This window comes from Rhizobium johnstonii 3841 (assembly GCF_000009265.1).
GTDB lineage: Bacteria > Pseudomonadota > Alphaproteobacteria > Rhizobiales > Rhizobiaceae > Rhizobium > Rhizobium acaciae.
Genome location: NC_008380.1, coordinates 2,069,406 through 2,090,222 on the forward strand (window position 1 = coordinate 2,069,406; position 20,817 = coordinate 2,090,222).

The 20,817-nt window shown below is 60.5% G+C and carries 23 protein-coding genes; 10 read left to right on the plus strand and 13 right to left on the minus strand.

Going from position 1 to position 20,817, the window contains the following annotated elements:
* The first annotated feature begins 40 nt into the window (after window positions 1-40).
* On the plus strand, window positions 41-763 hold the full coding sequence (locus RL_RS10195) for a hypothetical protein (RefSeq protein ID WP_011651581.1): 723 nt from the start codon (window positions 41-43) through the stop codon (window positions 761-763).
* Here the strand turns inward: RL_RS10195 and RL_RS10200 are convergent.
* The 3 genes from RL_RS10200 to RL_RS10210 form a co-directional block, all read right to left on the minus strand.
* Entirely contained in the window at window positions 733-1,137 is a 405-nt protein-coding gene (locus tag RL_RS10200; RefSeq protein ID WP_011651582.1) for a PilZ domain-containing protein, read from the minus strand. The two genes, RL_RS10195 and RL_RS10200, sit on opposite strands and share 31 nt — an antisense overlap.
* Window positions 1,138-1,222: 85 nt before the next feature.
* Window positions 1,223-2,104 (minus strand): DMT family transporter, encoded by an 882-nt coding sequence (locus RL_RS10205; RefSeq protein WP_011651583.1) that lies wholly within the window; start codon window positions 2,102-2,104, stop codon window positions 1,223-1,225.
* Between the two features lie 179 nt (window positions 2,105-2,283).
* The gene (locus tag RL_RS10210; RefSeq protein WP_011651584.1) at window positions 2,284-2,745 is read right to left on the minus strand and encodes an Lrp/AsnC family transcriptional regulator; all 462 of its coding nucleotides are present in this window, start codon (window positions 2,743-2,745) and stop codon (window positions 2,284-2,286) included.
* A gap of 156 nt (window positions 2,746-2,901) precedes the next feature.
* Between RL_RS10210 and ald the strand changes: the two genes are divergently transcribed.
* The 5 genes from ald (at window position 2,902) to RL_RS10235 (ending at window position 7,043) form a co-directional block, all read left to right on the plus strand.
* The gene (gene ald / locus RL_RS10215; protein ID WP_011651585.1) at window positions 2,902-4,020 is read left to right on the plus strand and encodes an alanine dehydrogenase; all 1,119 of its coding nucleotides are present in this window, start codon (window positions 2,902-2,904) and stop codon (window positions 4,018-4,020) included.
* Between the two features lie 226 nt (window positions 4,021-4,246).
* Complete coding sequence (locus RL_RS10220; RefSeq protein WP_244432362.1) at window positions 4,247-5,176, plus strand: helix-turn-helix domain-containing protein; 930 nt, start codon at window positions 4,247-4,249, stop codon at window positions 5,174-5,176.
* A 154-nt stretch (window positions 5,177-5,330) separates the two neighbouring features.
* Window positions 5,331-6,080, plus strand: a complete 750-nt coding sequence (locus RL_RS10225) for an SDR family oxidoreductase (RefSeq protein ID WP_011651588.1) — start codon at window positions 5,331-5,333, stop codon at window positions 6,078-6,080.
* A 66-nt stretch (window positions 6,081-6,146) separates the two neighbouring features.
* Window positions 6,147-6,695 carry a flavin reductase family protein gene (locus RL_RS10230; RefSeq protein WP_011651589.1) on the plus strand — a complete coding sequence of 183 codons (549 nt, stop codon included), beginning with the start codon at window positions 6,147-6,149 and terminating at the stop codon, window positions 6,693-6,695.
* 63 nt (window positions 6,696-6,758) lie between these two features.
* Window positions 6,759-7,043 carry a DUF1330 domain-containing protein gene (locus tag RL_RS10235; protein ID WP_011651590.1) on the plus strand — a complete coding sequence of 95 codons (285 nt, stop codon included), beginning with the start codon at window positions 6,759-6,761 and terminating at the stop codon, window positions 7,041-7,043.
* A 53-nt stretch (window positions 7,044-7,096) separates the two neighbouring features.
* Here RL_RS10235 and RL_RS10240 read toward each other — a convergent pair whose 3' ends face one another.
* Window positions 7,097-7,600: a DUF1203 domain-containing protein gene (locus tag RL_RS10240; protein WP_011651591.1), complete on the minus strand. Its 504-nt coding sequence runs from the start codon at window positions 7,598-7,600 to the stop codon at window positions 7,097-7,099.
* 271 nt (window positions 7,601-7,871) lie between these two features.
* Complete coding sequence (locus tag RL_RS10245) at window positions 7,872-8,939, minus strand: IS110 family transposase (protein ID WP_011649142.1); 1,068 nt, start codon at window positions 8,937-8,939, stop codon at window positions 7,872-7,874.
* Window positions 8,940-9,472: 533 nt separating this feature from the next.
* Between RL_RS10245 and RL_RS10250 the strand changes: the two genes are divergently transcribed.
* Window positions 9,473-10,300 (plus strand): class I SAM-dependent methyltransferase, encoded by an 828-nt coding sequence (locus tag RL_RS10250; RefSeq protein ID WP_041936281.1) that lies wholly within the window; start codon window positions 9,473-9,475, stop codon window positions 10,298-10,300.
* Window positions 10,301-10,381: 81 nt separating this feature from the next.
* Window positions 10,382-10,549: a hypothetical protein gene (locus RL_RS36900; protein ID WP_165402793.1), complete on the plus strand. Its 168-nt coding sequence runs from the start codon at window positions 10,382-10,384 to the stop codon at window positions 10,547-10,549.
* 30 nt (window positions 10,550-10,579) lie between these two features.
* On the opposite strand, the gene RL_RS10255 is transcribed toward RL_RS36900, so the two are convergent.
* From RL_RS10255 to RL_RS10270, 4 genes are read right to left on the minus strand one after another with little or no spacing between them, the layout of a single operon-like run.
* Window positions 10,580-11,140, minus strand: a complete 561-nt coding sequence (locus tag RL_RS10255; protein WP_011651594.1) for a GNAT family N-acetyltransferase — start codon at window positions 11,138-11,140, stop codon at window positions 10,580-10,582.
* A 5-nt stretch (window positions 11,141-11,145) separates the two neighbouring features.
* Complete coding sequence (gene sseA / locus RL_RS10260) at window positions 11,146-12,015, minus strand: 3-mercaptopyruvate sulfurtransferase (protein ID WP_011651595.1); 870 nt, start codon at window positions 12,013-12,015, stop codon at window positions 11,146-11,148.
* Between the two features lie 18 nt (window positions 12,016-12,033).
* Window positions 12,034-12,771: an alanyl-tRNA editing protein gene (locus RL_RS10265; protein ID WP_041936282.1), complete on the minus strand. Its 738-nt coding sequence runs from the start codon at window positions 12,769-12,771 to the stop codon at window positions 12,034-12,036.
* Between the two features lie 6 nt (window positions 12,772-12,777).
* The gene (locus RL_RS10270) at window positions 12,778-13,815 is read right to left on the minus strand and encodes a cysteine synthase A (RefSeq protein ID WP_011651596.1); all 1,038 of its coding nucleotides are present in this window, start codon (window positions 13,813-13,815) and stop codon (window positions 12,778-12,780) included.
* Between the two features lie 226 nt (window positions 13,816-14,041).
* Here RL_RS10270 and RL_RS10275 point away from each other — a divergent pair, with 226 nt between their 5' ends.
* Together RL_RS10275 and RL_RS10280 are read left to right on the plus strand one after the other, a co-directional pair.
* Window positions 14,042-14,701 carry a ChrR family anti-sigma-E factor gene (locus RL_RS10275; RefSeq protein WP_011651597.1) on the plus strand — a complete coding sequence of 220 codons (660 nt, stop codon included), beginning with the start codon at window positions 14,042-14,044 and terminating at the stop codon, window positions 14,699-14,701.
* A gap of 99 nt (window positions 14,702-14,800) precedes the next feature.
* A complete protein-coding gene (locus tag RL_RS10280; RefSeq protein ID WP_011651598.1) occupies window positions 14,801-15,634 on the plus strand; it encodes an SDR family NAD(P)-dependent oxidoreductase in 834 nt (277 codons plus the stop codon).
* Here RL_RS10280 and RL_RS10285 read toward each other — a convergent pair whose 3' ends face one another.
* The 4 genes from RL_RS10285 to RL_RS10300 all read right to left on the minus strand — a co-directional run bounded on the left by RL_RS10285 (window position 15,635) and on the right by RL_RS10300 (window position 20,724).
* The gene (locus tag RL_RS10285; RefSeq protein ID WP_028742113.1) at window positions 15,635-16,894 is read right to left on the minus strand and encodes an SAM-dependent methyltransferase; all 1,260 of its coding nucleotides are present in this window, start codon (window positions 16,892-16,894) and stop codon (window positions 15,635-15,637) included. It abuts the gene before it with no gap.
* A 199-nt stretch (window positions 16,895-17,093) separates the two neighbouring features.
* Complete coding sequence (locus RL_RS10290) at window positions 17,094-17,945, minus strand: DUF1365 domain-containing protein (protein WP_011651600.1); 852 nt, start codon at window positions 17,943-17,945, stop codon at window positions 17,094-17,096.
* Window positions 17,942-19,276: an NAD(P)/FAD-dependent oxidoreductase gene (locus tag RL_RS10295; RefSeq protein ID WP_011651601.1), complete on the minus strand. Its 1,335-nt coding sequence runs from the start codon at window positions 19,274-19,276 to the stop codon at window positions 17,942-17,944. Before RL_RS10295 ends, RL_RS10290 begins: the two co-directional genes overlap by 4 nt.
* Entirely contained in the window at window positions 19,273-20,724 is a 1,452-nt protein-coding gene (locus RL_RS10300; protein ID WP_011651602.1) for a cryptochrome/photolyase family protein, read from the minus strand. The genes RL_RS10295 and RL_RS10300 overlap by 4 nt, the downstream gene beginning before the upstream one ends.
* Window positions 20,725-20,817: the final 93 nt, after the last annotated feature.

Below are 20,817 nucleotides of genomic sequence, written 5' to 3' on the forward strand. Positions count from 1 at the left end.
TACAGTGGTAACAGCTGGAACCATTGGGGGAGATGGGATTATGAACAAGGTTGTTATCGCTTTGGTCGGAGGTTTCGGAGGCATCGCACCCAGTCTGGTCGACAAGGCGCAGGCGCTCTACAGCGGCGATGTGGAGAAATGGCTGACGACGACGGCAAACCCTTGGATCTCGGTTGCCTGCGCGCTTGCCGCCATCGTCGTCTTCTTCATTATCGGCGGCGCCATCGCCCTGATCTATCGCGAACAGCAGTTGCAGAAGGCGCTTCTTCTTGGCATCGGCGCACCGGCCCTCATCATGGCCGCTGCGCAGGGGAGTGCAGCCAACCCGAGGCCGATCGAGGTCAGCTCGGCCGCCAGCCTGTTCGGCATCGTCGGCGTCGCCCTTGCTCAGGATGGCACTCGCTCGCTGCCGCCGCGGGTCGAGTTGAAAGTTAATCCCGGCTGGACGCAGGGCGAATGCCAGACCTGCGATATCAAGTTCCTGGGTGGAGACGGCCAGATCATATCAAGCGAGCCGCTCTCCAGCAGCCAGGCGCCTGGCGCAGTCAACGTGCCGCTTGGCACGGAAACGATCCTGCTGTCCGGCGCCAACGCCAATACCGCCACGGTTAACATCAGGGACCTCGGCGCCAGGCTGCCGCAGACGCAAGGCTCGGTCACCCTCGACGTCAACGTCAACCGCAGCTACTGGAACGATCTCAGCCGGTCATTCGGCGCCAAGGCCGTGCAGCCTTACGATTTCAGCGTCGACGTTGCCAAATGAGGCATCCGGTCGCTATTGGCGCCGGCTTTGGCCAGTTGGCGTACCGCCAGCACCGGCCGCATCTCCTTATGGAAAAAGCGGAAATAGGAGGAAATCTGCGCCCGCGCATTCGAATTCACGTCGAACTGGATGCCGACGCGGCCATTGTGCTTCCAGCGGATGATGCCTTCGAGCAGCCCGAGGTTTTCGGCCTCGATGCGCACCTTGCTGCCTGAGGCGGCATGGAGCGGCCCCTTCATCTCCAGGGCGGCACCGGTCAGTGATAGGTCGAGGATGCGGGCATCCACCTGGCTGTTCAGATATTTGACATGGCCGAAAACGCGGCAGTTTTTCCGATCAGTCTTCCGGGCCGTGATTTTCAAGTTGCGGGTCATACTGTCTCCCTTGATATAGCGAGGGAGCATAGCGTCGGAAAATTGAAATGGTTTTAGGGGCTTGGCTAAAATTGCAGTGAAACAATCAATTGGCCGCAGTGGCCCTGCTTCCGACCACATGCTCGCGCCAGACCGTAAAAATCCCGGCGGCAACCACGATGATCGAACCGATGATCGTGTTGAGACTGAGCGTTTCGTCATAGACCGCCATGCCGATGACCGAGGCGTAGACAAGTGACAGATAGGTCAGCGGCTGGACGGCGGCGGCATCGAGAACATCATAGGCGCGGATCAGGAAATAATGGCTGGAAATGCTGGTGACGCAGACGAGCGCCATCCAGACCCAGTCGCCCGACGACATCCAACTCCAGTAGAACGGTCCGACCAGCGTCATCGTGACGCCGCCGACGACGCCGGTATAGAAGAAGCTGGTCATCGACGAATCGTCGCGGCTGACCAGACGGGTGGCGATAACGTAGAAGGCGAAGTTGAAGCAGGAAATGACGGCGAGAAGCAGCTTCACGTCGAAAAATTCGCCTTCCGGTTTGAGGATCAACAGCACCCCGAAAAGTCCGGCGCCGATCGCTGCCCACCGCCGCCACCCGACCCGCTCGCCGAGGATCGGCATCGCCAGCAGTGCGATCAGGATCGGCGTCGCGGAAAAGATCGCCTGTGAACGGGCAAGGCCGATCATCGCAAAGCAGGTGATGGCGAGGACCACCTGAACGGCAAGCAGCACGCCGCGGGTCACCTGCAGGAGAGGGCGTTTGGTGCGGGCCGTCGCCTTGATGCCGCCGCGCATCTTCGCAGCGAGGATGATCGTGAAAAGCGCAAAGGCCCAGTAACGGATCATCGTCACGAAGATTGGCGGATAGGCCGTCGCCAGATGTTTCGAGATGGCATCCTGCAGGGAGAAGATGGTGATCGCCAGCAGCGCGAAAATATAGCCTTGGGTCTTCGATGTCATGACTTGCCATTACTGCATAATTTCACGCTTAAATTGATTCCGATTTAAGCGTGAAATTATGCAGAAGTCCAAAGTGTTACAGCGTCCTCTGCGCGTCTGAAAAGACGCGCGGCGCTGTAGTGGGGAAACGCGTGCGCGCGACGAAAGTCTGGGCAGGCTTTCGGCAAAGATGCAAGGCCTCAAAGGCCGACATTCGGCTTGTCGATGATTTCTCTGAGCGCGAAGCTCGAATTGATCTTGACGACGTGGGGTAGGGCCGACAGCCAGTCGCGGTGGATGCGCTCATAGTCCTCCAGGTCGCGGGCGGCGACGCGCAAGATGTAGTCGTATTCGCCCGACATCAGGTAACAGACGAGCACGTTCGGGCAGAGCTTCACCGCTGCCTCGAATTCCGCCAGCGTCTTGGCGAACTGGCCGGAAAGCGAGATATGCACGATGGCGATCATCTTATAGTCGAGCGCCTTGTGTGAAAGCCGCGCATGGTAGCCGCCGATGACGCCGCTTCTTTCCAAGATGTCGAGCCGGCGCGAACAGGCCGAAGGCGACAATCCGATCCTTTCGGCAAGCTCGGCGTTGGTGATGCGGGCATTGGCCTGCAATACCCGGAGAATCGCAAGATCGATGGTATCGAGATCGGCCATTCGAAGAACCTTCGAAGAAAGATAGAAGTAGCGCAATAATCGCCGAAAAATCGCGTCTTCGCAAATCGTCTTTGCAAGGACATTTCACTGTCTTGATGGTTGGATTCCTCATCTGAAAAAATCCGCGGCCGCGGAGATAAAATGAGAGGAACGCGCATGCGTGTCGGTTGCCCGAAGGAAATCAAGAATCATGAATATCGCGTCGGCCTGACGCCGGCTTCGGTGCGCGAATATGTTGCCCACGGCCACGAGGTCTGGGTGGAGACCAAGGCGGGCGTCGGTATCGGCGCTGATGATGCCGCCTATGCCGCGGCTGGCGCCAAGATCGCCGCCTCCGCCAAGGATATCTTCGAAAAGTGCGACATGATCGTCAAGGTGAAGGAGCCGCAGCCTGCCGAATGGGCGCAGCTCCGCGACGGTCAGCTTCTCTACACCTATCTGCATCTGGCGCCGGATCCCGAACAGACCAAAGGCCTCATCGCCTCCGGCGTCACCGCGATCGCCTATGAGACGGTGACCGACGAGCGCGGCGGCCTGCCGTTGCTGGCGCCGATGTCGGAGGTCGCCGGTCGCCTGTCGATCCAGGCAGGAGCGACCGCCCTGCAGAAGGCCAATGGCGGCCTCGGCGTCCTCCTCGGCGGCGTGCCCGGCGTGCTGCCGGCCAAGGTCGCAGTCATCGGCGGCGGCGTCGTCGGCCTGCATGCGGCCAGGATGGCCGCCGGCCTTGGCGCCGATGTCAGCATCCTTGACAAGTCGCTGCCGCGTCTGCGCCAGCTCGACGATATCTTTGCAGGCCGCATCCACACCCGTTATTCCAGCATCCAGGCGCTGGAGGAGGAAGTCTTCTCGGCCGATCTCATTATCGGCGCCGTGCTGATCCCGGGCGCTGCCGCCCCGAAGCTCGTCACCCGCGAGATGCTGTCCGGCATGAAGAAGGGCTCCGTCATCGTCGACGTTGCCATCGACCAGGGCGGCTGCTTCGAGACCTCGCATGCGACGACCCATTCCGATCCGACCTATGAAGTCGATGGCGTCGTGCATTATTGCGTTGCCAACATGCCGGGCGCCGTGCCGGTCACCTCGGCACACGCGCTGAACAATGCCACATTGGTTCATGGCCTGGCGCTTGCCGATCGCGGCCTGCGCGCCATCGCCGAAGACAGGCATCTGAGGAATGGCCTCAACGTCCACAAGGGCCGCATCACCAGCAAGCCGGTCGCCGAAGCGCTGGGCTACGAGGCCTTCGCGCCGGAAAGCGTGCTGAACGTAGCGTAAGCTAACTGACTCCAGGTGACGGCTTACAGCTCTATTTTTCGGCGGGGAGGGCGGTATCCGAGGGGATGCCGCCTTCTTTGTATGACGGCGTAGCTGTAATTGAACCGCGACCTTCGACGACGTTGCAGGTATGCTTTTCCCTGTCAATCAGAGCGATGAGTTGTGTCCCGCCGACCAGTGCCTATCGTATCATGCCGATGGGCAGTCGCATCTAAACGGAGCAGCAATGAAGGTCGATAGTCGAGAGGAAATATCGCCGGTCCCGCTTCGAACGTCACCTGCCGGCCTCGAAACATATATTGCCGGCAGAACACTCGTCAGCGGAGATGGACCGGCCTGGACGGATATATTCGTGCAGGTGTTTTCCCGCCTGACGGTGCAACGCCCCTTTCTTGTTCCGGCGGTCGCCGAACCTCTCGTTGTTTGGGTGATCTCAGGTCAGGCACGCGTGGAAGAACGCGATCTGGATGGGGAGTGGGAGGCCAACACAGTCAGAGTCGGAGACTTTTTTCTGACGCGGTCGCCCACGCCATACGAAATGCGCTGGCGTGCCGAGGGAGACGAACCTTTCCAGGTGATGCATCTCTATCTCTCCGTTCCGTTGTTTGAGCGGGTGGCGGAAGCGGTTCTCGGCAAGGCTGCCAGCGCCTTGCGCCTGCGCGACATATCGGGCGGCCGCGACCAACATCTTTCAAGCATGCTGGAACTGATCCATGCCGAACTGACGGCAGAAGGGGAGGGAAGTCGGCTCTTCGTTGAGGGATTGGCACAGACGCTCGCCGTTCATCTTATCCGGCAATACGCAACATTTGACGCAGAGGCACGGCCGTCAAATGCCCTCCCCGGCGCAAAGCTACGGCGGGCCATCGCATTCATGGAAGCCAACCTCCAGGAGCCGTTTGATCTCGCACGTCTGGCGCAAACGGCCGGCATGAGTGCGTTTCACTTCAGCCGCCTCTTCAAGAAGGCCACCGGCCTTTCTCCATCCCATTATTTCATTCGCCAACGCATAGCCAAAGCCCAGCAACTTCTGCAGGAAACCAGTACCAGCATCATCGAGATCGGCATGTCCGTGGGGTATTCGAGCCCTAGCCATTTTGCTCAGATTTTTCGCCGTGAGGCTGGCGTCTCCCCCAGCGACTACCGTCGCAGCTGAAGCGCGTCGCGATTTTAGAATTGCTGATTTGAGCAAGATCCCGACAGATCCCGCAAGGTCCCGAGAGAGGGATCAGGCCCTCCTCCTTATGTTCCTCCTTGTCGAACACGACCGCCCTTTCAGTTGGAAGGACGCCAAGACAAGGAGATAAACCATGACGAATATCAATGGAAAAGTCGCGCTGGTCACCGGCGCCTCGAGCGGCATCGGTGCCGCAACCGCATTGAAGCTCGCGGAGGCCGGCGCAAAGGTCGGTATCGCCGCCCGTCGCACCGAAAAGCTTGCAGACCTCAAAAAGGAGATCGTCTCGAAGGGCGGTGAGGCCCTCGTTATCGAAATGGACGTGGTCGATCCAGCCTCCGTCGAAGCCGGCGTCAAAAAGCTGGTGGGTGCCTACGGTTCGATCGACATTCTCGTCAACAATGCTGGCCTGATGCCGCTTTCGGATGTCGATCAGTTCAAAGTCGACGAATGGCACCGGATGGTCGACGTCAATGTAAAAGGCCTGCTGAACACCACGGCTGCCGTTCTGCCGCAGATGATCAACCAGCATTCGGGCCATATCTTCAACATGTCGTCGATTGCTGGCCGCAAGGTCTTCAAGGGCCTGTCGGTCTATTGCGCCACCAAACATGCGGTCGCCGCATTCTCCGACGGCCTGCGCATGGAAGTGGGCCAGAAGCACAATATCCGGGTGACCTGCATCCAGCCGGGCGCCGTGGCGACCGAGCTGTACGATCACATCACGGAGCCTGACTATATCAAGCAGATGGACGACCTTGCCAAGCAGATGACGTTCCTGCAGGGCGCAGACATCGGCGACACCATCGTCTTCGCTGCGCAGGCGCCTGCGCATGTGAATGTCGCGGAACTCTTCGTTCTGCCGGTCGAACAGGGCTGGTAACCACGCCAGAACGTCTGTCAGCTTCCCCGCATAGGTGCGGGGAAGAGACCCGCGAAGGAGCGCAGGATGAAAGAGATTTCCGCTTCCCAGGCCTATCGCTTGCTCGAACCTGGCCCGATCGTTCTTGTGACGACGAGCCTTGAGGGTACGCAGAATGTGATGACGATGGGTTTTCACATGATGATCCAGCATGCGCCGCCGCTGATCGGGTGCGTCATCGGCCCCTGGGACTTCAGCCACCACACCCTGAAGAAGACCGGCGAATGCGTGATTGCGATTCCAGCTGTCGACCTCGCCGAAACCGTGGTGGACATCGGCAACTGCTCCGGCGACACGGTGGACAAGTTCGAGCGGTTCAGCTTGAGGACTCGTCCAGCAAAGGATGTTGCAGCACCGTTACTGGTGGACTGCCTTGCCAATATCGAATGCCGTGTTGCCGATCCGAGCCTCGTCGATCGATACAATCTCTTCATCCTCGAAGCGAAGAGGATCTGGATCGACGAGACCAGCAAGGAACGACGGACCATGCATCATCGCGGTGACGGCAGCTTCACCGTCGATGGCGGCACGCTCGATCTCCGCAAGCGCATGGTTAAGTGGCGGCATTTGCCCTAAGGCGCGCCGCCGCACGCAAAACACACACCCCCTGAACTTCACATTGATTGAAAGGATATGAGCATGTCCGCCTACCTCGTTGTCGATCTCGACATCCACGACCCCGAAGCCATTGCCGATTACCGCTCGAGGGCTCTGCCGTTGGTGGCAAAGGCCGGCGGCCGTCTCATTGCTCTTGATGACGCGCCGCTCGAACTCGAAGGCTGGCAGGCGACCAATATGCTGATCATCGAGTTTCTCGATATGGATGCCATCCGTGGTCTCTTTGCATCGCCCGAATATGCGCCGCTCGCACACCAACGGCAGGCTGCCGCAGGTTCGCGGATCATTGCCTTGCGCGGCGTTTAAGAACATTAGAAGGCGCGCGATCCCGACAGATTGACGACTTCCTGTTCCGCCTATCAGGCGCCGGCCTCCACCAGGGCCGGCGCCTTTACCTTGTCGATCCGGCATTGGAAGCAGTTGTTGCGCGCGGAACGCACATGCACATAGGCGATATCCGATCGTCCCAGCAGCTCTTCGCCATAGGCTGAAATATCGCCGATAGCAGTCACCGCGCCGGTGCCGTAGACGATGCGGTCATTTTCGCTATAGCCGCGGACGATGAAGTCACGGCTCGTCGTCAGCACCGGCGGCATGATCTCTTCGGCGGCATAGCGTGCACAAGGTTGCTTGTGCAGGAAGACCGGGCCGGTTTCGGCATAGGGCTGCAGCTCGGGGAAGGGCCGGTAAGCGAAGACCAGCAACGCCTCGCCCGCATCGATATTTTCGAGGCAATGGCGGCAGGGATGACCGGGGCCATCGGAAACGATCGTCTCGGGCGGCCTGTCATAGGCGTCGCGGCCGCCGTTCCAGAGGTGTTCGGCGTCGGTCGTCGGCATGGCAACAAAACGAGTGGCGGTCATGGCAGATCTCCAATGAAAGAACGCAAGGGGCAGAACACCACCATTTGGCGGCTTTTCCTTGGGTTCGGTTAAGTTTTGACCGGCATTCGCACCGATCGGCAAAGTCTCTCTTTCCGCCGGACAGATCGCTTTGCTGTCCTTCGGTTCTTGAACCAGTCTCCAATGCGTGACCTGATGCCTGGGGCTTCGGTCACAGAGTGGCGTTCGGCTCCCGGTTTCCCATTCTCCTTGAGAAGCGCAACCCAGTTCTACCGGGCTCGCTAGACTGCCATCAGGACAACCGGGATATCGTCGACGCGCCTTCCATGGTGCTTTCGCCGCGCGGCTCGTAGGCGCGCTGGTCACGCAGGATCTGGAAGGTGATCGTCAAAAGCTTGCGCGCAATCGCCACCCGCGCCTTGTTTATTCCTTTGATCTTCAGATGCTCGTATTGGGCGCGCAGCTGTGGATCGCTGGCGATGGCAGGAGCGACGGCTTCGACGAAGGCCCAGCGCAGCCACTTGTTGCCCTGCTTGATGATCTTGCCGTGGAAGGTCTTGCCGCCGGAGGAATGGGTCGACGGCACAAGCCCGGCATAGGCGGCAAGCTTCTTCGAGTGGCGGAACCGCGATATGTCGTCGATCTCCGCATCGATCAGCCGGGCGAAGAACTCGCCGATGCCGGGGATCGTCTTCAACAGCTTGACGTTGGCATTGGCCTTGGTCATCGCCCGGATCGTTGCTTCCGACTGTTTGATCCGCATGTCGATGTCGCCGATGAAGGCGAGACCACGGTCAATCTGGATGCGGTCGATCTCAGAGACGTTCACTTGAGCCAGCTGGACGCGGCCGGCCTTGCCAAACAGGTCGCCAAGCTTCTTCAATTGCGCCGTCTGCTCCGGATAGCGGTCGAACACCGTGACGATGCGGTTCTTGGTCATCGTGCGCAGCCGCACGTAAAACATCCGCTCGCGCAGCGCGACGCGAAGGTCCCGCGATCTCTCGCTTGGCGCCCAGGCTTCGGGTACCAGATCGGCTCTGAGCAGATGTGCCAGCACCGTCGCGTCGATCTTGTCGGTCTTGATCTTGGCGTCGGCGATCGCCTTAACCTTCAGCGGATGAGCGAGAACGACATCATCACAAATGTCGTCGAGCCAGTCGTACATCACCATCCAGTTGCGCGTCGCTTCGACAACCGCATGCGAGTTCTCCCGATAGCGTTCGAGAAACCCGCCGAGCGACTGTCGGTCGTTCTTCACCCGGCCGGATCTCAGCGTCTTGCCGCTGCTGTCCTGAACCACCAGGTGGCTGTAGGATTTGTGGTAGTCGACCCCGATATGGTATTCATAAGAGGCAGTCATGCTTCCAACTCCCTTATTGAGATCTTCGAAACCCCAATAGGATAAGCCGAAAGGCTGGAAGTGTGACTGTCCCTCGATCATCATCTGCATCTCAGTGATCCGTTCTCTCAACGGGCGCGGCCTCTTTCATGCCACCTCCTTTGTGATTGCCATGAAATGCACCCGGACGAGCGTGCAAGCCACCCGATTCTTGCGCGCCGCAGGCATTGGGCGATCGAGCGAAACGCGGAATATGCCACTTTCGCAGCCGCACGCTCCCACGCTCCTCGTAAACTCAGACACTGCGGGAATTCGCCAAAAGCAGGTCACCACGGGTCACCCCCAAGCGGGTCGAGGCCTGTCATGGACCAGCTTTCTTCTCGCGGCAGCCTGTCGTCGCCTCGATCGTGTCTCTCGTCGCGGCGCCGGGTATGTTTGCCGTCTTCATACCGTGGTACACGATCGGGTGGCACATGGTCGGGCCGCTGCTCGGTTTTGAGAGGGTACGCTGCCTGGGTGGCTAACCCATCACGAATTTCGGTTTGGAGGGACAGATGGTGGCTGAAGAAGCAGCATTGAACTTCGCGGACTTCTATGATGCCGAGCTTGCTCTTCACAACGCGCATTTTCGGGTCACCGCCGCGGTCGGGCGGTCTGATCGTGTTCTCGATGTCGGTTGCGGCGCCGGACAAACCACACGTGACGCCGCTCGCGCTGCGGAAGCAGGACGGGCGCACGGGATAGACCTGTCCGCCACGATGCTGGAGATTGCCCGCCGGCGCAGCGCCGAGGAGGGATTACCCAATGCGACGTTCGAACTGGCGGATGCACAGAACTATCACTTCGCAAAAGGGGAATTCGACCTTTGCATCAGTCGATTTGGCGTCATGTTCTTCGCCGATCCGGCGGTGGCTTTCGCCAATATCGCCAACGCCGTACGCCCGGGCGGGCGTTTCATTTTCATGGTCTGGCAGGGCAGAGACCACAATGAGTGGGCGACCGCTATACATGAGGCGCTTGATCCGGATTCAACCGGTCCGGTTGCGGCCGGCAAAGCCTTTTCGCTGAGCGAAACCTCGGTAACGTCCGGACTGCTCGAAACGGCAGGATTCACTGCCATCGAGTTTCGTGAAATCAACGAGCCTGTGTTCTACGGTCCGGATCCCGAGACTGCATTGGTGACGATTCAGACATTTGAAAATGTGAAGAACGCCCTCGATCGTCCCGCCACGACAGCCGAAATACGAGCGCGGCTGCTCGACATGCTGGAGGCGCACCAGACGCCCCACGGAGTTCAATTCGATTCGCGCGCATGGCTGATCACCGGCGGCCGGTACGGCGACAGTCCCCCGTGCTTTATTGGTGATTTCCGCTCAGCGTGAATCTCGGCTTTGGGCTAAGCCGACATGGCTGGCATTTGCTATCGGATTCCGCAAAACTGCATGACGAAAAGGAAAAAGCCCATGCCCGATGTCGATCTCGCGCTGCTGGCGCAACAGAATGCGGAAATACTGGAAGAGCTCAGGGCTCTGCGGCGGGAAGTGGCGGAACTGAAGGAACAGTCGGGCCGCACGCTCGATTTCGAGCGCCGCAACGATCCGCGCCGCCCGAACAGCCTGACGCAGCGTTAGTCGCCTCCACTTACGTCGGGAAAGAAGCCGTCAGCTTTTCCGCGCAATCTCCAGAAGCTCCTTGTCGCTGAGCGGCCGGACGATGCCGGTGCCGGTCGAGACGGGGGAGAAGCCGTACATCTGGTAGAGCTGCAGCGCGCGCGGATGGTCGAGGTTGTTGGTGGTGGTGGTGACCCGCTTCGGATTGAGCGACCAGATGGCATAGAGCGCCTGCAGCAGGAACCATTTGCCGATGCCGAGACCGAGCGCATGTTCGATCAGGCCGAAATGGCTGAGCTCGATCATATCCTCGTCTTCGCAGAAATATTCGTAGAAGCCGGCGGGCGCGCCGTTCACGTAAAGAACGCTGATATTGTTGCGCTTGTCGTTCAGCGTCTCGGCAAGCTGCTCGTCGCTCATGCGCAACCGGTCCACCCATTGCCAGCGCGCACCCACCTGCCGGTAGAGATAGCGGTAGAACGGCAATGGGATCTCGGGAGTGCGCATGATCGCCGTCTGGATATTGACGGGCACCGGCATGCTCGCCTTCGGCGGCGCCGTCATTTCGAGCCGGGTGATGTGAGCTTTCAGCGAAGCGGGTGCCTTTCCCATGGCGATCAGACTTTGACCGGCGTCGGCGGACCGGTGACGATGGGCGTATCGTCACGACTGCCCCATTCGCTCCACGAGCCGTCATAAAGCTTGTTGTCGTGATGGCCGAGCGATTCCAGCGCCAGCGTGATGATCGCGGCGGTGATTCCCGAGCCGCAGGAGGTGACGACAGGCTTGGACAGATCGATGCCGGCATCCTCGATCGTCTGCCTGAGTTCGGGCAGCGACTTGAATCGGCCCTGGCTGGCGAAGGCGCCGGAGGGCAGGCTGCGGGCGCCAGGCATATGGCCGGAGCGCATGCCGGCACGCGGTTCGGGTTCGGCGGCTGCGAAGCGGCCGGCGCTGCGGGCATCGGCGATCTGCATCGCGCCGCTGGAGACGATGTCGCGCATCGTATCAAGCGTCACCACGCGGCTTTCATCGAAATGCGGCGTGAAGGTCGCCGGCGCAGGATTGGGCGCCGTGGTTTCAAGCGGACGGCCCTCGGCCTTCCAGCCGTCGAGACCGCCATCGAGCACGAAGACATTTTTCGCGCCCATCACCCGGAACAGCCACCAGACGCGCGGCGAGGCGAACAGGCCGATGCCATCATAAACGACGATCCGATCATTCTCGTTGATGCCGAGCCGGCCGACTTCGGCGGCGAAATAGTCGGGCGAGGGGATCGTGTGCGGCAGCGACGTCGAATGGTCGGCGATCTTGTCTTGGTCGAAACGGATGGCGCCGGGAATATGGCCGGCCGCATATTCGGCATCGGCATCGCGCTTCTGCGCCGGCAGATAAAAGGAGGCGTCCAGCACCCGCAGGTCAGCTTTGCCAAGCTCGGACTGCAGCCAGTCGGCCGAAACGACGAAACGGCTCTTGGTCTCACTCATGATGGTCTCCCTTGATGGTCAAGCTTCGTCGCCGGGCGTGCCGAAGCGGATGCGGAAGCGCCGGTTCTCTTTGCCCTTCTTCTCGATCTTGGCGATAAGGATCCGGCCGACTTCCTGAGTCTCGGAGACATGTGTGCCGCCGCAGGGTTGGCTGTCAATCGAGGAGTTCTCGCCGATGCACACGAGGCTGACGCGCCCGAGCCCCATCGGCGGGCGGACGTTTTTCGACTTGACGATATCGGGATTGACCACAAGCTCCTCGTCGGTGATCCATTGCAGAGTGACAGGATGGTTCTGCTCGACCAGTTCCATCAGCTTGGCCGTCACCTCGTCCTTGTCGATCGTCTCGATCATGTCGAAGTCGACGCGGCTTTCTTCCTCGCCGACGGCAGCCCCGGTGATCGGATAGGAGCAGACGACGGAAAGCAGGTGGCAGGCCGTGTGCATGCGCATCAACCTGTAGCGGCGCGGCCAGTCGACATGCAGCACCAGCGTCTCGCCGAGCACGGGCCGTGGCGCACCTTCGAGCGGCACGTGGATGATGACATCCTTGCTCGGACCATGTTTCGTCTGGCCGAGCGCGATCTTGCTGCCGTCGGCGCGCTCGAGCTCTCCGGTGTCGCCGGGCTGGCCGCCTGATGTGGCATAGAAGCAGGTCTGGTCCAGTTCGATGCCCCCGTCTTCGTGAACGGCGGTGACGACCGCCTCGCACGTCGAGAGATAGAAGTCGTCACGATAAAGGGCATTGACGGGCATGGCGTCTCACACGGGCTCGTAGGGAACGTGGATATCTGATGATTTGGCCATCCAGCCCGGAACGGGCAGCCCCTTCGACGTCAGGAAATCCGGGTTGAAGAGCTTCGACTGATAGCGGTTGCCGTAATCGCAGAGGATCGTCACCACCGTGTGACCAGGTCCGAGATCCCGGGCGAGGTTGACCGCGCCGGCAATGTTGATCGCCGTCGAGCCGCCGAGGCAGAGGCCCTCGTTCTCGACGAGGTCGAAGAGATAGGGAAGCGCTTCGGCATCCGGAATCCGATAGGCATAGTCAGGCGTGAAACCCTCGAGATTGGCGGTGATGCGGCCCTGGCCGATGCCCTCGGTGATCGAGGATCCCTCGGATTTCAGCGCGCCGTTCTGGTAGAATTCATAGAGTGCGGCGCCGTCGGGATCGGCGATGCCGATCTTGACGTCTGCCTTGAAAGCCTTGAGGCCCGCAGCCACCCCTGCCAGTGTGCCGCCGGAACCGACCGAGCAGATAAAGCCGTCGACCTTGCCGTCGGTGTCTTGCCAGATTTCTTTTGCCGTCGTTTCGACATGCGCCTGGCGGTTGGCGACGTTGTCGAACTGGTTTGCCCAGATCGCCCCGTTCGGCTCGGTCTTCGCCAATTGCTCTGCCAACCGCCCGGACACCTTCACGTAGTTGTTCGGGTTCTTGTAGGGAACGGCGGGCACTTCGACGAGTTCGGCGCCGAGCAGCTTCAGCGCGTCCTTCTTTTCCTGGCTCTGCGTTTCCGGGATGACGATGACGGTGCGATAACCGAGCGCCTTGGCGACCAGCGTCAGCCCGATGCCGGTATTGCCGGCCGTGCCCTCGACGATGACGCCGCCCGGACGAAGCAATCCCTTCCGCTCTGCGTCGCGGATGATGTAGAGCGCGGCGCGATCCTTGACCGACTGGCCGGGGTTCAGGAACTCCGCCTTGCCGAGAATGGTGCAGCCGGTCGCCTCTGAGGCACCCTTGAGTTTGATCAGGGGCGTGTTGCCGATGGCTTCAAGGACGGAGGGGTGGAAGGTCATAGAATCTGCCTCTATTCGAACTCTTACTTTAGGAACGGTCTTTTCCCTTCACAAGGCTGAGTTGGCAAGAAAAGCTATTCCACACCTCTGTCGGCCGCGATAAAATTTGGCTTTCCTCCTCCGAAATGACGCATGGCCCGCAATCCCGCCGTGTGAGGGGTGATCCGAAGATTGACTTTCCCCGTACGGATGACGACAAAGCGAAAACGGAACGCGGCAACAGGGCGTGACCGAAACCGACATGGTTCACGAGCAGATCGACACGATCGATGCATTGATGGCGCATTATGTTGCCGGCTCCTTGCCCGAGCCGGCGCGTGTGCTGGTGCAGTCTCATCTCGAAATGAAACCGGACAATCGCAGCCTGGTGAACAGCCTCGAGCTGCTGGCAGGCGAAGCTCTGGAAAACGCGCCTGAAGCCGCCATTGCCGATCGCAACGGGCGGCTTGCGGCGATCTTTTCCTCTGCGTCTCTCGTCCCGGCGCCACGGACGGTCGCGCGACCGGAAAACGCGCTGTTTCCGCAAGCGTTGCGCGCCCTCTTGGGCTTCGAGGCCGACGATGTGCCCTGGCGCCGGCGGTTGCCCGGTTTCAAGGAATATTCGCTCGACATGGACGGCTGCGAGGTCAGCCTGATGTGGATCCGGGCTGGCCGCGCCTTGCCGGCGCACACCCATAAAGGCATGGAGCTGATCCTCATTCTCGACGGCGCCTTCAACGATGTACGCGGCCGTTTCGGCCCCGGCGACATCTCCATCGCCGACGAGACGGTCGACCACCGGCCGGTTGCCGAAAAGGACAGGCCTTGCATCGCCTTTGCCGTCTCGGACGGACCGGTCAAGCTCACCGGATCCTTTCGTCAGATGATCGGCGACCTGCTCGGCTGAAAGCAGCCACAATGGTGTGATAGAGCCGTAAATCCGGAGGGGTTGAGGAACTTCCGGACCTGTTTTCGCATTTGATCAGGCAGCCCGGAGGAACATGTCATGCGTGATTTCATTGCCCATCCCGAACATGGAATCGTCTGGATTTCGGGCGCAAGTTCAGGCATCGGCCGGGCGCTTGCGTTAAAGCTCGCCGGCGAAGGATACAAGGTCGCCGTCACCGCCAGAAGCCACGAAAAGCTGGTCGAACTGCAAGCCGAGGCCAATGGCCTTTCGGGCAGTATCATTGTGCTCGACGGCGACGTCACCGATGCCGAGGACATGGAGCATGTCATGGCCTCGATCGAATATGAGCACGGCACGCTCGCCATGGCGATCCTCAATGCCGGCGTCTACCTGCCTGTTCATGCCGAGGATCTGAACCGCGCCGATTTCGAGAAGAGCTTTGCCGTCAACCTCTCCGGCGTCGTCAACTGCCTGCTGCCGGCGATCCGCCATATGAAGGCGAAAGGGCAGGGACAGATCGCCATCGTTTCCTCCGTCACCGGCTATGGTGGCCTGCCGACGGGGGCCGCCTATGGCGCCACCAAGGCGGCGCTGATCAATATGGCCGAAAGTCTGAAATTCGATCTCGACAAGATGGGCATCCGCATCCAGCTGGTCTGCCCGGGCTTCGTCGATACGCCGGCAACGAGGAAGAATGCCTTTCCGATGCCGTCTCTGGTATCGGTCGAGGAGGCCGCCCGGGAGATTGCCGCCGGGTTGAAATCGCAGACATTCGAGATCACGTTTCCGAAGCGCTTCACCACCATGCTGAAGCTCGCGCGCCTGCTCCCCTACAGCGTTTATTTCACACTGGTGAATCGCGTGACCGGCTGGCGGGAGCGGCCGCCATCGGCTGGTCGCCACCCGGTGACACCGCATGCCGCGGAATGATCAACGGCGCGAGAACACGACCTGGCGCACATCGATATTGCGGGCACGGAAGCCGGCCTCGCAATAGAACAGATAGAATTCCCAGAGCCGCTTGAAACGCTCGTCGAAGCCCATCGGGCGGATGCGTTCCCAGACCGACCAGAAACGTTCGCGCCATTCGGCAAGCGTGCGGGCGTAGTCGAGCCCGAAGCCGAAATCCTTGACCAGCGACAGATCGACCTTGCTGGCGAGTTCGGCCAGATGGTTGCGCGTCGGCAGCATGCCGCCGGGAAAGACGTATTTCTGGATGAAGTCGGGGTTGCTGCGATACTGGTCGAAGGACTCATCCTTGATCGTGATGATCTGCAGCCCAGCCTTGCCGCCCGGCTTCAGACATTGCCTGAGTTTGGAGAAATAGGACGGCCAGTATTTCTCGCCGACCGCTTCGAACATCTCGATCGAGACGATCCGGTCATAGAGCCCTGCTTCATCGCGGTAATCCTGGAAGCGGAATTCCACGCGGTCGTCGAGGCCGGCCTTGTGGATACGTTCTTGGGCAAAGGCGAGCTGCTCGCGGCTAATCGTCAGCCCGGTCACCTTGCAGTTCAGCTCACTTGCGGCAAATTCGGCAAAACCGCCCCAACCGCAACCGATCTCCAGCACGTGATCGCCAGGCCCGATGCCGGTTGCCTCGGCGAGCGCCCGGTATTTGGCGTTCTGGGCCGATTGAAGATCGTTGGCGCCCGTGGAATAGAGCGCTGAGGAATAGGTCATGCTCGGATCGAGCCATTCCTTGTAGAAATCGTTACCGAGATCGTAATGGGCGGAAATGTTGCGCTTCGAGCCCGTCTTGGTATTGGTGTTCATCCAATGGCGGAGGCGCTCAAAGAGGCGGCCAAGGCCGCCCTTGCCATTGGCATAGCTGTGCGCGGCCTCGCCGTTGACGAGGAAGAGTTCGAGGAAGGCGGTGATGTCGGGGCTGTCCCAGTCGCCGTCCATATAGGTTTCGGCGACCCCGATCGTTCCGCTCGTCAGCGCCCGATAGGCAAGATTCCAGTTGTTGAGGCTGAGCGCCGCCTTCGGCCCAGGCTGCTTGCCCTCCACCAGCAGCTTGCGACCGTCGGGGAGAGTAACGGCAAGCGAGCCGTGCTGCATGCGCAGAAGCCCGCGCAACGCCAACTTCGCCTTGAAGGGCAGGCCCTTCACCAGACGAGATATGTTTTCCCCCGTCAGCGTCACCGCGTCGCGGGCCAGCAGATTCCAGTCCTGCGCCTTGCTCATCTCTCCTCCTCCAGTATTCTCTTGCCGGTTAGAGATGCTTACACATCCGCGACGATGCGCTCGACCGACCCCCGGCTATTGCACCGAAGGCTACTGCATAATTCCGTAAATCGGAACCGATTTGCGGATAAAATTATGCAGCAGTTCAAAGCGTTACAGCGTCCTTTGCGCGTCTGAAAAGACGCGCAGCGCTGTAATGTCATTCCGCCGCGTCCGCAAGCGGGAGGGGTTGCCGGATGCTGACTTCTGGCGGAGGCGCCGGACGCCTGACGTAGCGCGCGCCTTTCAGCCACAATTTCAGCGCTTCCCAATGAATGCAGGCGATGATCTTGAAGGTGAGGAAGGGGATGCGCGCCGTCAACCCCAGCAGCGAGGCGCTGGTCAACGGCACCTGCCGTCCGGAAAATGTCGCCGAGAGAAGCGGGCCTTCGCTGTCGTTTTCCAGGATGCGCCAACGGATTTCGGCGCCGGGCGGCAGCATGCGGAAATGATAATGCGCCGCCATACCGATGAAGGGCGAGACATGGAAGAGCTTGTCGCAGCTCTGGCGAAGCCCGCTTTCCGACATCTCGCCATGGCCGACCGGACAGATATAGCTGTGCCGCTCGCCGAAAGTATTGCGCACTTCGTAGATCATCGCGACGAGCGTGCCAGCGGCATCATAGGCGTGATAAACGGAAAGCGGGTTGAAGACATAGCCGAGAATTCGGGGATAGCAGACGAGCAGGATCCTGTCCGCGCGGTCGAGCCCTGCCTCGGCGAGCAGCCGGTCGGCATAGGCGCTCAGCGACGTGTCCCCGATGTCGGCATGGTCCTTCTCGTGAAACGAGACGAGATTGCGCCTGTTGACGGAAAACAGCACCGACAGCCCGCCGGCCTCGTCCAGCCTGTCGAGATCGACAAGCAGCGAGAAGACACGGTAGCGGAAGCGATGGCCGAACGGCTTCATGCGTTGATGCATGATCTCGCCGACATAGAGCGCCGCCGCAGCATTCGGTGGCGCACCGTTGGCCACCGCGTTCATGCCACGTTTTTCGCCGCGCCCTGTCATGCCGCCGCATCCGGTTGAGGTTGTCGGGAGGTTCGGGCCGTTCGCCAGGGTATGATCCCGCCCAAGGCCTCTGCCGCCGCCAGACCGGAAGCGAGACCATCTTCGTGGAATCCGTACCCAGTCCAGGCGCCCGCGAAATGGCAATTATTCTGTCCTTGGATGGTCGTGAGCGCTTGTTGCGCGCCCATGGCTTCCGCCGAAAATTGCGGATGTTCATAGGTGAATTCGGCAAAAACCTTATGGGGGGCCGGCTCGCGGTCGGGATTGAGGGTGACGAACAGCGGGAATTTCTCGTCGATGCCCTGCAGCCGGTTCATCCAGTAAGTCACCGCGACGTCCGCGTTTCCGCCTTCACGGCTCGAACGCAGATAGTTCCATGAGGCCCAAACCTTGCGCCGCTGCGGCATCAGCGATTGGTCGCGATGCAGGACGACGCGGTTCGGCTGGTAGGGAATGGCAGCAAACAGCCTGCTTTCCCGATCGGTGGCATCGACGAGCAGGCGAGCTGTCTGATCGCTGTGGCAGGCGAAGATTACCTTGTCGAACGACTGTTCGCCGCCCGTTTCGTCTATGATCGTGACGCCGCGCTCGGAGCGCATGACCCCGCGCACGCCGCAGGAGAGTTTCACGCGTTCGCCGAGCGGCCGAAGCAGTTGGTCGAGATAGTTGCGGCTGCCGCCGGTCACTGTGCGCCACTGGTGCTGGCGGCGATAGATCAGCCGGTGATTGTCGAAGAAATTGACGAACTGCTCAGCGGGAAACTGCAGCATGCGGGCTGATGGTGTCGACCAGATCGCCGCCGCCATCGGCACGAGATAGTTGTTGGTGAAACCGGGCGAGAAGCCGCGCCAGTCGAGATAATCGCCGATCGAGCGCGAGGCGAGGTGACCGGCGGTGCGGTCTTCGAGGCAGGTGCGGTTGAAGCGGAGGATCTCGCGGATCATCCACAAGAACGAAGGCCGCAGCAGGTTGCGCTTCTGCGCGAAGATCGAGGACAATCCGCCGCCGCTCCATTCCAGTCTGCCGCGGTCGAGCGAGAGTGAAAAGCTCATATCGCTTGCATGCGTCGCGATGTCGAGTTCGGCAAACAGCGCCGTCAGATTGGGATAATTCTGCTCGTTATAGACGATGAAGCCGGTATCGACCGCAATTTGAACCCCGTCGTAATCCACGTCGACCGTCGCCGTATGGCCTCCGGCCTGCGCCTGGCTTTCATACAGCGTAACGTCATGTACCTGACACAGTGCCCAGGCTGCGGAGGCGCCCGAAATGCCGGAGCCGATCACGACGATCCTCAGCCGGCGTGGAGCGGGACGGAAGTGTGCGTTCATGCGGCATCCCTTGTTGCGCTGTAAGCGGCGAGCGCTCGGTTGCGGGCGCTCGCGTGATCGACGATCGGTCTTGGATAGGTTTGGCCAAGCGTGATGCCAGCCTCGTCGAGCATGCTCTTCGGCGCCTCGAACGGCCGGTGGATGTATTTTGCCCCGAGCTCTCGAAGCTCCGGCACGTAGGTTTTGACATAGTCGCCGTTGGGATCGAATTTTTCGCCCTGCAGCACCGGATTGAAGATGCGGAAAAATGGCGAGGCATCGGCTCCCGATCCCGCCACCCATTGCCAGCTTGCGGCATTGTTGGCGGGATCGGCATCAACAAGCGTATCCCGGAACCAGGCCTCGCCTCGCCGCCAATCGATCATCAGATCCTTGATGAGGAAGGAGGCGACGATCATACGCACGCGATTGTGCATCCAGCCATGGCGCCAGAGCTGGCGCATGCCGGCATCGACGATCGGATAGCCGGTCATGCCGCGGCGCCACGCCTCGAAATCGTCGCTGTCGTTGCACCATTCGAGGCCGTCGAAACGATCGTTCCAGTTGGCAGAGGCAAGACGCGGAAAATGGAAAAGCAGGTGATAGGAAAATTCGCGCCAGGCGATCTCCTTGCGAAAATGCACGATGTCGGCTGCCGGCACGCGTTGCGACAGGCCGCGTGTGGCATCCCAGATGCGGGCAGGGGATATCTCGCCCAGCGCCAGATGCGGCGACAGCATCGACGTCGCCGGCCTCGCTGGATAGTCTCGGTTTTCCTTGTAGCCCTCGAGCGCGTCTTCAACGAAGGCATGGAGCCTCTGCTGGGCACCCTCTTCGCCGGGTGTCCAGAGATCAACGAAATCGCCTGCCCAGTCCGGCTTCGTCGGAAGCAGCTTCCAGCTCTCCAACGTTTCCGATGTCGGAAGTTGCGATGTCAGCCGCAGCTCCGCCGGCGCCTCCAGCGGCGGCTCCGGTTCGTCGCCGCCCTCCAGCGCGCGCCAGAATGGCGTGTAGACGCGATAGGGCGTGCCGTTGCCGGTCATCAGCCGGGAAGGTTCGTGCAGCAGCTGGCCGCCAAAGCTTCTTGCCTCGATCGCCTGCTTTTCCAGTTCGTGCTTGATACGGGCGTCGATGGAGATTCCGGCTGGATCGTAGCGCCGGTTCCAGAAGACGGCTTCGGCACCGCTTTCCTTGATAAAGGCGCGGAGCACTTCGAGCGCCTCGCCGCTTGCCAGCACCAGCCGTCCATGCCGCTTTTGCAGTGACCTGTTGAGCGCTTCCAGTGAATGATGCAGCCACCAGGCTTGTGCAGCACCCAGTGGACCGGTGCCTGCTGCTGCCGGTTCTCCAATATAGAGCGGGATGATCGGCCGCCCGGAGCGATGGGCGGCGGTGAGTGCCTGATTGTCGTCAAGGCGCAAGTCCTTGCGAAACCAGAGGATGACCGGTTTTGCCGCGTCCTTTGCCAATGAAACCGTTCCCCGCTTGTGTTCTTTTCAACCCGTTACGGATATACGGAACGCCCGGATCAAAAGTTTCATCCGGCGGAAAAAAGCTGGCTG